This window comes from Actinotalea ferrariae CF5-4, from assembly GCF_000603945.1.
Classification (GTDB): domain Bacteria; phylum Actinomycetota; class Actinomycetes; order Actinomycetales; family Cellulomonadaceae; genus Actinotalea; species Actinotalea ferrariae.
On the sequence record NZ_AXCW01000023.1, the window covers coordinates 25825 to 35879 of the forward strand.

A 10055-nucleotide genomic window follows, 5' to 3' on the forward strand; every position below is an offset into this window, starting at 1 on the left:
GGCGCTGGAGCGCCCCGCGCCCCCGGGTCGGCGGACGTCGACGCTCCGGTGCGCGGACACGCAGGTCGCGCGGCGGTCCGCACGCCTAGGATCGGCAGTGTCCAGACCGTCCCCGGTCCGCCGGGGAGGAGGCAGGAGGTCACCATGGCCGGCCAGGAGCACGTCCAGCGTCGTCGCGAGGACGAGGAGCCCCCCGAGAGCGCGCCGCCCGCCGCGGCCCCGAGCGCCCAGGCCCGGGACGCCGAGGTGGACTCCCTGCTCGAGGAGATCGACGAGGTCCTCGAGTCCAACGCCGAGTCCTTCGTGCGCGGGTTCGTGCAGAAGGGCGGTCAGTGAGCCGCGATGACGCACCTGCACGGAGCCCTGCCGCCCGCCTTCCGGATGACCGGGACGTCCTCGTTCCTGGACTTCCTCGCCGCGCACGACCCGAGCCTGCTGCCGGGCGCCCGTCCTCTGCCCGCGGGTGAGGTGACGGCCCCCCACGGCACGACCATCGTCGCCCTGGCGTTCGACGGCGGCGTCGTGATGGCGGGCGACCGCCGGGCGACCGCCGGGTCGATGATCGCCAGCCGCACCATCGAGAAGGTGTTCCCGGCGGACGAGTACTCCGCGGTGGGCATCGCCGGCACCGCCGGCCTCGCGCTGGAGCTCGTGCGCCTGTTCCAGCTCGAGCTCGAGCACTACGAGAAGATCGAGGGCTCGCTGCTGTCCCTGGAGGGCAAGGCGAACCGCCTCGCGACCATGGTCCGCGGCAGCCTCGGCCTGGCCATGCAGGGCCTGGCGGTCGTCCCGCTGTTCGGGGGCTACGACCTGGACGCCGGCGTCGGGCGGATCTTCTCCTTCGACGTCACCGGGGGCCGCTACGAGGAGCGGGACCACCACGCCGTCGGGTCCGGCTCGGTGTTCGCCCGCGGCTCGCTGAAGAAGCTGTGGCGGCCCGGCATGGCGGTCCCGGACGCGGTGCGGACCGCGGTGCACGCGCTGGTCGACGCCGCCGACGACGACTCCGCCACCGGCGGGCCGGACACGCTGCGCCGGATCTACCCCGTCGTGGCGACGGTGACGGCGGCCGGCTACCTGCGGGTGCCCGACGAGCAGCTCGCGGAGGTGTGCCGGGAGGTCGACGCCGCCCGGGGGCGGGCCGAGGGAGCAGGTGACGCGCCGTGACCATGCCGTTCTACGTCTCGCCCGAGCAGCTGATGAAGGACCGGGCCGACTACGCGCGCAAGGGCATCGCGCGGGGCCGCTCGGTGGTCGTCGTCGCCTACGACGACGGCATCGCGTTCGCCACCGAGAACCCGTCCCGGGCGCTGCACAAGATCTCCGAGATCTACGACCGCATCGCGTTCGCCGCGGTCGGCAAGTACAACGAGTTCGAGAACCTCCGGGTCGCCGGGGTGCGGTACGCCGACCTGCGCGGCTACTCCTACGACCGCTCCGACGTCACGGCACGGGGCCTGGCGAACGCCTACGCCCAGACCCTGGGGACGGTCTTCACCACGGAGTCCAAGCCGCTCGAGGTGGAGCTCGTCGTCGCGGAGGTCGGTGACTCGGCGGAGGACGACCAGGTCTACCGGCTGTCGTACGACGGCTCCGTGGCCGACGAGCGGGGCCACGTGGTCCTGGGCGGGCAGGCCGAGCTCCTCGCGGAGCGCCTGGAGGAGGGCTGGCGTCCCGGCATGGCACTCGCCGAGGTCGTGCGCCTCGCCGTGGACGTCCTGGGCACGCAGCAGGACGGTCCCGTGCGTCGCCTGGAGCCGACCCAGCTCGAGGTCGCCGTCCTGGACCGCACCCGGCCGCGCCGCGCCTTCCGGCGTCTGCCCTCGGCCCTGCTCACCGACCTGCTGGTCACCGACGCGGGCGAGGGCTGACCCGTGGACCGCCGGATCTTCGGGCTGGAGACCGAGTACGGCGTCACGTGCGCCGTCGACAGCGGTCGCGGCCTGTCGGCCGACGAGGTCGCCCGCTACCTGTTCCGCAAGGTGGTGGCGTGGGGGAGGTCCTCGAACGTCTTCCTGCGCAACGGCTCGCGGCTGTACCTCGACGTCGGCTCCCACCCGGAGTACGCCACGGCCGAGTGCGACGACATCCGCGACCTCATCGCCCACGACCGGGGCGGGGAGCGGATCCTGGAGGGTCTCGTCGCGGACGCGCAGCAGCGCCTCGAGCACGAGGGCCTGCCCGGCCGGATCCACCTGTTCAAGAACAACACCGACTCGGCCGGCAACTCCTACGGCTGCCACGAGAACTACCTCGTCCGGCGGCAGGGCGACTTCGGGCGGCTCGCGGACGTCCTCGTCCCGTTCCTCATCACGCGGCAGGTCCTCACCGGGGCCGGCAAGGTGCTGCCGACCCCGCGCGGGGCGGTGTACTGCCTGTCGCAGCGGGCGGACCACATCTGGGAGTCGGTCTCGAGCGCGACGACGCGGTCCCGGCCGATCATCAACACCCGCGACGAGCCGCACGCGGACGCCGAGCTGTACCGCAGGCTCCACGTCATCGTCGGGGACTCCTCGATGGCGGAGCCGACCACCCTGCTCAAGACGGGGGCGACGGACCTCGTCCTGCGGCTCGTCGAGGCGGGCGTCCCCCTGCGGGAGATCGGCCTGGAGAACCCCATGCGGGCCATCCGGGAGATCAGCCACGACATCAGCGGCCAGGCCCCCGTGCGCCTCACCAACGGCCGCACCGCCACGGCGCTCGACATCCAGGAGGAGTACCTCGGCCGGGTGCAGGAGTTCGTCGCCCAGTCGGTCGAGCCCACGGCGGTCATCAAGCAGACGCTCGACCTGTGGGAGCGGGGCCTGCGCGCCCTGCGCACCGGCGACCTGGCGCTCGTCGACCGCGAGCTGGACTGGGTCATCAAGCACCGGCTCATCGAGCGGTACCGCGCCAAGCACGACCTCTCCCTGGACGACCCGCGCGTCGCCCGGCTGGACCTGGCCTACCACGACATCTCGCGCACCGAGGGCCTCTACAACCTCCTCGCCGCGCGGGGCATGGTCGAGCGGGTCGTGACCGACCTGGACACCTTCGAGGCGACGGCCGTCCCGCCCCAGACCACCCGGGCCAAGCTGCGCGGCGACTTCGTCCGTCGCGCCCAGGAGGCCCGCCGGGACTACACGGTCGACTGGGTGCACCTCAAGCTCAACGACCAGGCGCAGCGGACCGTCCTGTGCAAGGACCCGTTCCGCAGCGTCGACGAGCGGGTCGAGAGGCTCCTGGAGTCGATGTGACGTCCGCCCGGGTGCGCTCCGCCGCGTGACGGTGCGCGCCGGGTCCGCCGTCGGCGCGGCGGGTCCGAGCCCGGAGCCGCCCGGACCCGCCGCCGTGCAGCCGGACCCCGTACAGTTCCAGACCGTCCCCGACCGTCGAGACCACCCGCAGGAGGCCCGTGTGCGTCGTCGAACCGCCGCGACCGCGCTCGTGCTCGCCGTCGTCGGTCTGGCCGCGTGCACGGCGGAGCCGGAGGTCACCGGGGTGGTGACCGTCCAGGGCGAGGCGGGCAGCCCGCCCGACCTCGTCTACGAGGAGCCGCTGGTCGTCACCGAGGCGTCGGTCGAGGTGCTCGCCGAGGGCGACGGGCCCGAGCTCGTCGACGGAGAGCCCGTGCTGGTGGACTACTACGCGGAGGACGGCTCGGACGGGACCGTCGTGGGGGAGACGTACTCCTCCGAGCCGAAGCCCTACCTGCTCAGCGCGGAGGCGCTCGGCGTCGCGATCCACGACGCGCTGCGCGGCCGGACCGTCGGGTCCCGCATCCTGCACCTCGTCCCCCCGGAGGGCGACCGCGGGGGCCCCACCGTCGCCGTCTACGACATCCTCCCGACGCGTGCCTGGGGCGAGCCCGTCGAGGTCCGCGACGGCCTGCCCGCCGTGACGCTGGCGGACGACGGCGAGCCCGAGGTGACCGTGCCGGAGACGGCCCCGCCGGAGGACCTCGTGGTGCAGCCGCTCCTGCGCGGCTCCGGCCCGCAGGTGCAGCCGGGCCAGGTGATCATCGTGCAGTACAAGGGCGTCGCGTGGTCCGACGGGACCGTGTTCGACTCGAGCTGGGAGTCCGGCGAGCTCCCCACGCCGTTCCCCATCGGGGTCGACTCCGTGCTGCCCGGCTGGGACCTGGGTCTCGTCGAGCAGACGGTCGGGTCCCAGGTGCTGCTCGTCGTCCCCCCGAGCCTCGGGTTCGGGGCGGGCGACACCGAGCTGGCCGACGAGACGCTCGTCTTCGTCGTCGACATCCTCGCCGCCCGGGGCGGCCCGACCGAGGTGGAGAGCTGATGACGGTGGCGGTCCGGGTCATCCCGTGCCTCGACGTGGACGCCGGCCGCGTGGTCAAGGGCGTCAACTTCCAGGACCTCCAGGACGCCGGCGACCCCGTGGAGCTGGCGCACCGGTACGACCTGGAGGGCGCCGACGAGATCACCTTCCTCGACGTGTCGGCGTCGTCGTCGGACCGCAGCACGACCTACGACGTGGTGCGCCGGACGGCGGAGGAGATCTTCGTCCCGCTCACCGTCGGCGGCGGCGTCCGGTCGACCGACGACGTCGACCGGCTGCTGCGCGCGGGCGCGGACAAGGTCGGCGTCAACACCGCGGCGATCGCCCATCCCGCCCTGGTGTCGGAGATCGCCCAGCGGTTCGGCAGCCAGGTCCTCGTGCTGTCGGTGGACGCGCGCCGGGTCGTCGACGGTCCGCCCACCGCGTCCGGGTACGAGGTCACGACCCACGGCGGACGCCGGGGGACCGGCATCGACGCGGTGGCGTGGGCGAAGCAGGCCGTGGAGCTCGGCGCGGGGGAGGTCCTGCTGAACTCCATGGACGCCGACGGCACCAAGGACGGCTTCGACCTGGAGATGCTCGCCGCCGTGCGGCGGGAGGTCGCGGTCCCCCTCATCGCCAGCGGCGGTGCGGGTACGGTCGAGCACTTCGTCCAGGCGGCGCGGGCCGGCGCGGACGCCCTCCTGGCGGCGAGCGTCTTCCACTTCGGCACGATGACGGTGGGCGACGTCAAGGCCGCCCTGCGGGACGCGGGCGTGCCGGTCCGCTGACCCGCGGCTCAGCGCAGCCGGACGCGGACCGGCCCGCGGGCGGTCGAGGGGTCGACGACCGACCCGCGCTGGGTGATCTCCACCACGCCCCGGGCCACGAGGCGTCGCGCGGCCCGGCGGGCCGGCTCCATGAGCGGGCGCCACGCCGTCTCGTCGTCGCCGACGACCTGCCGTGCGGCCTCGGAGGGGCAGATCGTGGCGCGGGCCGGCCGCGCGGCGAGCAGGGCCAGGACGGCCTCCTCCAGGGCCAGGTCGGTGGCCGTGACCTTGCGGCGCCGGCAGGCGTCGGAGCACCAGCGGACCTCGTCCGGGCTGCGCGACCACCGTGCCCGGGGCGCCATCCGCCGCCCGCAGGAGGCGCAGGTGCGCTCGGCCCCGTCGGCCCCTGCGGCCGGGTCGCCGTCGACACGGGACTCCTGGCGCTGCCGCCCCACCTCAGCCCCGGGGGCGGAACGCGTCGAGCGCGGCCACCTGCTCGCCGTCCCCCTCGACCTCGACCCGGGCGACCCGGGACCGCTCGTACGCCCACAGCAGCAGCTCGCCGACGTCGGCGCGGACCGTCGCGGGCGCGCGGCCGGGGGTCGGGGGACCGGCCGACAGGCTCTCGTCCCCGTCCGTGAGCACGACCGGCACCGGGGCCCTGCGCAGCAGCATGGGGGCCATCCGGCGCAGCTCCCTCCACAGCGCGGCGGAGTGCCCTGCGGCGCGGGGCCGGGTCGGCACGAGGCGACCGTCCGGACCGCCGCGCCGGACGTCCTCGGCGTGCACGAAGTACTCCGCGAGCTGGACCGGGTCGCCGCCCCAGCGCAGGGGGCTCCAGGGGGGCGGGCCGTCGGCGACCTTCCCCACCAGGGCGTCCCACGCGGCCGGCGTCGTGGACCGCGACCCCACGTCCTGCGTGCGGCGCTCGGTCCGGGCGGCCAGCGGGGGCAGCACGATCCCCGCCGCGGTCAGGGGGTCGCGCTCCCGCAGGACGAGGTGGGCCGCCAGCTGCTCGGTCCGCCACCCCTCGCAGGCGGTCGGGGCGCCGGGTCCGGCGTCGCGCAGGGCGGCCACGGCGGCGGCTCGTTCCAGGTGGTGCCAGGGCATGGTCGCCATGCTCGCACGGGCGGGGGCGGCGGACCTGAGAGCCGCTGGTGCCGCTGCGGACGCGTGCAAGAATCGTTTCGACCCCACCCCAGGAAGGACCCGTGTGCGCGCGCGCTCCCAGCCCCGCCCGGCGTCGCCCGCCGACCGCGACCGACCTGCCGCGCTGACGGGCGGCACCGTCCGCCGCTCCCTGCAGCTCATCGGCCGGGGGATGGCGTCGCAGCCGCGCACCTACGTGCTGGCGGTGCTCACGTCGGCGCTCTTCGGGGCCCTGACCGTCGCCGTGAGCCAGGTGCTCGGCTGGGCCACCGACGCCGTCGTCGTCCCGGCCCTGGCCGGGGACGCACCCGCCCGGGGGCGGCTGGGCCTGGCGGGCCTGGCGCTCGTCGGCGTGGCGGTGACGCTGGCGCTGGCGGTGGCGGGCCGGCGGATCTTCGCCGGGATCGGCTACGCGGACATCCAGGCCGACCACCGTCGGGCCGTCACGCGGCAGTACCTGCGCCTGCCGATGTCCTGGCACCGGTCGCACCCGACGGGCCAGCTGCTCTCCAACGCGAGTGCGGACGTCGAGGCGGCGACGGGCGTGTTCAACCCCCTGCCGTTCGCGATCGGCGTCGTCGCCATGATCGCCGTGGCGGCGGTCGCGCTGTTCGCGGTCGACCCGTGGATCGCGGTGACCGCCCTGACCGTCCTGCCGCTGGCGGTCCTGGCCAACTTCGTCTTCCAGCGCACGATGTCCCCGGCGGCCACGCGCGCCCAGCAGCTGCGCGCCGAGGTCGCGGACGTCGCGCACGAGAGCTTCGAGGCGGCGCTGCTGGTCAAGTCCCTCGGCACCGAGGACCGGGAGGCGGAGCGGTTCGCCGGGCGGGCCCACGCCCTGCGGGCCGCGAACGTCCGGGTCGGCACGGTGCGGGCCGTCTTCGACCCGGTGATCGACCTCCTGCCGAGCCTCGGGACGCTGCTCGTGCTGCTCGTGGGCGCGCACCGCGCGGCGGCGGGGGCGGTGGAGACCGGCGGCATCGTCTCGGCGGCGTACCTCCTGACGCTCATGGCGGTCCCGGTGCGGGCGTTCGGGTGGGTCCTGGGCGAGCTGCCGCGCGGGCTCGTGGGCCACGACCGCATCGCCCGGGTGCTCGACGCCGGGGGCGAGCTCGCACCCGGCCGGCGCCCGCTGCCGGAGCAGGGTGTGGGGCTCGGCGTCCGGATGGAGGCCGTCGGGGTCGAGGTGCCCGGTCCGACCGGCCCGGTCCGCCTCCTGCACGACGTCACCGTCGACGTCCGTCCGGGCACCACCGTCGCCGTCGTGGGGTCCACCGGCGCGGGCAAGACGACGATGGTGTCCCTGCTCAGCCGTCTGCAGGACCCCTCCAGCGGGCGTGTCCTGCTCGACGGCGTGGACGTGCGCGACGTGGCACCCGAGACGCTCACCCGGCAGGTCGCCCTCGTCGCCCAGCACGCCTTCCTCTTCGAGGACACCGTCCGCGCGAACGTCACCCTGGCCGACCAGGACGACCCCACCGCACCCGACGACGACGCGGTCTGGTCGGCCCTGCGCCTGGCGCGCGTCGACGACGTCGTCCGTGAGCTGCCCGGGGGCCTGGACGCCCCGCTCGGCGAGCGGGGGGCGAACCTCTCGGGCGGTCAGCGGCAGCGCCTGGCCATCGCGCGGGCGCTCGTGCGGCGACCCCGGCTCCTGGTGCTGGACGACGCGACGTCGGCGGTCGACCCGCGCGTGGAGCAGGAGATCCTCGCGGGCTTCCGCGAGGCCGAGGGTGCCGGCGCGACGGTGGTGATGGTCGCGTACCGGATGTCGTCCGTCCTGCTGGCCGACGAGGTGGTCCACCTCGACGGCGGCACCGTCGTGGACCGGGGGACGCACGCGGAGCTGCTCGAGCGCGACCCCGGCTACCGCGAGCTCGCCACGGCGTACCAGGAGGAGTCCGGCCGCCGGGCCGCGGCCCTGGAGGAGGCCCGGTGAGCGCGGTACGGGCACGGTTGCGCCGGCGCGAGGCGCCTGCGGACCCCACCGCGGCACCCGACGGCACCGCCGACGGCGTGCGGCTGGAGACCACGAGCGCGCTGGGTGCGTGGGCCACGCTGCGGCGCGGGGTGCGCATCTCGCCCCAGCTGCTCGACGGGCTCGCGGTCACCGGCGTGCTCGCGCTCCTGGCGGCAGGAGGACGCGTCGTCGTGCCGATCGCCGTCCAGCAGACGGTCGACACCGGCATCCTCGCCCCGGGCGGCCCGGACACCGGGCGGGTGGCCCTGCTGGTCGCGGGCGCCGCCGTCTGCCTCGTGCTCGCCGGGGTCGCCTCGGCCCTGGTGAACGTCCGGCTGTTCCGGTCGAGCGAGGCCGGCCTCGCGCAGCTGCGCACCCGCGGCTTCCGCCACGTCCACGACCTGTCGTCCCTGACGCAGAACACCGAGCGCCGCGGCAGCCTCGTCTCCCGGGTGACCAGCGACGTCGACACCATCTCGCTGTTCGTGCAGTGGGGCGGGATCATGCTGCTCGTCTCGGTCCTGCAGATCGCCGTGGCGACCGCGCTCATGCTCGTCTACTCCTGGCAGCTCACCCTCGTGGTGTGGGCGTCCTTCCTCCCCCTCGTGCTGGTGCTCGGGCCGGCCCAGCGTCGCGTCAGCGTCGCCTACGCCCAGGTCCGCGTCCGGGTGGGCGCGATGCTCGGGGCGATCTCGGAGTCGGTCGTCGGCGCCGAGACGATCCGCGCGTACGGCGTGGGCGCCCGCACGCAGCGGACGATCGACCGGGCCGTCCGGTCGACCCGCGACGCGATGGTCCGGGCCCAGACGCGCGTCGCCGTCGTCTTCTCCGGCGGTGTCCTCGTCGCGAACGCCGTGCTGGCCGGGGTCGTCGTCGTCGGCACGCTGCTCGGGGTCGACGGTGCCCTGACGGCGGGGCAGCTGCTCGCCTTCCTCTTCCTGGTCCAGCTCTTCACCGGGCCGGTGCAGATGGCGACGGAGATCCTCAACGAGCTGCAGAACGCCCTCGCCGGCTGGCGCCGCGTCATCGGCGTCATCGACACCGAGGTCGAGGTGACGGACCGGCCGGACGCGGTCTCGAGCCCCCGGGGACCGGCCGCGTTCACGCTGCACGGCGTCTCCTACGCCTACCCGGGTGGGCCGCTCGTCCTGCGCGACGTGGACCTGGAGCTGCCGCCAAGGGTCAAGGTCGCGGTCGTGGGCCGGACCGGCTCCGGCAAGACGACGCTCGCCAAGCTGCTCACCCGCATGGCGGACCCGGTCACCGGCCGCGTCGAGCTCGACGGGGTGGACCTGCGGGCCGTGAGCCGGCGCAGCCTGCGGCACCGCGTCGTGCTGGTTCCGCAGGAGGGCTTCCTCTTCGACGGCACGCTCGCGGAGAACGTCGCCTACGGCGCGCGCGACGTCTGGGCCGACGACGACGTGCCGGCACGCGACCGCGCCGTGGAGCAGGCCTTCGCGGACCTGGGCCTGGCGGACTGGCTGGAGGCGCTCCCCGGTGGCCTGCACGCGGACGTCGGCCAGCGGGGCGAGCGGCTCTCGGCGGGCGAGCGCCAGCTCGTGGCGCTGGCGCGCGCGCACCTCGCCGACGCCGACTACCTCGTGCTGGACGAGGCGACGAGCGCGGTCGACCCCGCGACGGAGGTCCGGATCGCGCGGGCGCTGGACCAGCTGACGGCGGGACGCGGCACCATCACGATCGCGCACCGCCTGTCCACCGCCGAGGCCGCGGAGGTCGTCGTCGTCGTGGACGCCGGGCGCGTCGTGCAGGTCGGGCCGCACGCGGAGCTCCTGGGGCAGGACGGACCGTACGCCGCGATGCACGCGGCGTGGCTGTCGCAGACCCGCTGACCCGGTCGCGGTGAGCGCACCGGCAGGGTCGGCGCGCACCCGGCCGGCGCGGACGCGGACGGCGCGGAC

At 75.2% G+C, this 10055-nt stretch carries 10 protein-coding genes; 8 read left to right on the forward strand and 2 right to left on the reverse strand.

Annotation, left to right across the window (positions count from 1 at the left end; genetic code table 11):
• The first annotated feature begins 144 nt into the window (after positions 1 to 144).
• From N866_RS03785 to hisF, 6 genes are all read left to right on the forward strand, one after another.
• Entirely contained in the window at positions 145 to 336 is a 192-nt protein-coding gene (locus tag N866_RS03785) for a ubiquitin-like protein Pup (protein WP_034222813.1), read from the forward strand.
• Between the two features lie 6 nt (positions 337 to 342).
• Positions 343 to 1167, forward strand: coding sequence for a proteasome subunit beta (gene prcB / locus N866_RS03790; RefSeq protein ID WP_034222815.1), 825 nt, complete (start codon positions 343 to 345; stop codon positions 1165 to 1167).
• Positions 1164 to 1871, forward strand: coding sequence for a proteasome subunit alpha (gene prcA, locus N866_RS03795; RefSeq protein ID WP_034222818.1), 708 nt, complete (start codon positions 1164 to 1166; stop codon positions 1869 to 1871). Before prcB ends, prcA begins: the two co-directional genes overlap by 4 nt.
• 3 nt (positions 1872 to 1874) lie before the next feature.
• Positions 1875 to 3236 carry a Pup--protein ligase gene (gene pafA / locus N866_RS03800; protein WP_034222821.1) on the forward strand — a complete coding sequence of 454 codons (1362 nt, stop codon included), beginning with the start codon at positions 1875 to 1877 and terminating at the stop codon, positions 3234 to 3236.
• Positions 3237 to 3396: 160 nt separating this feature from the next.
• Positions 3397 to 4278, forward strand: a complete 882-nt coding sequence (locus N866_RS03805) for an FKBP-type peptidyl-prolyl cis-trans isomerase (protein WP_034222859.1) — start codon at positions 3397 to 3399, stop codon at positions 4276 to 4278.
• Positions 4278 to 5048, forward strand: coding sequence for an imidazole glycerol phosphate synthase subunit HisF (gene hisF, locus N866_RS03810; protein ID WP_034222824.1), 771 nt, complete (start codon positions 4278 to 4280; stop codon positions 5046 to 5048). Before N866_RS03805 ends, hisF begins: the two co-directional genes overlap by 1 nt.
• Before the next feature lie 8 nt (positions 5049 to 5056).
• On the opposite strand, the gene N866_RS03815 is transcribed toward hisF, so the two are convergent.
• Positions 5057 to 5482: a DUF3253 domain-containing protein gene (locus tag N866_RS03815; RefSeq protein ID WP_052022343.1), complete on the reverse strand. Its 426-nt coding sequence runs from the start codon at positions 5480 to 5482 to the stop codon at positions 5057 to 5059.
• 1 nt (position 5483) lies between these two features.
• Positions 5484 to 6137: a TIGR03085 family metal-binding protein gene (locus tag N866_RS03820; RefSeq protein WP_034222865.1), complete on the reverse strand. Its 654-nt coding sequence runs from the start codon at positions 6135 to 6137 to the stop codon at positions 5484 to 5486.
• Positions 6138 to 6348: 211 nt separating this feature from the next.
• Between N866_RS03820 and N866_RS03825 the strand changes: the two genes are divergently transcribed.
• Positions 6349 to 8115, forward strand: coding sequence for an ABC transporter ATP-binding protein (locus N866_RS03825; protein ID WP_245612351.1), 1767 nt, complete (start codon positions 6349 to 6351; stop codon positions 8113 to 8115).
• Positions 8116 to 8192: 77 nt separating this feature from the next.
• Complete coding sequence (locus N866_RS03830) at positions 8193 to 9986, forward strand: ABC transporter ATP-binding protein (protein ID WP_034222871.1); 1794 nt, start codon at positions 8193 to 8195, stop codon at positions 9984 to 9986.
• Positions 9987 to 10055 lie beyond the last annotated feature (69 nt).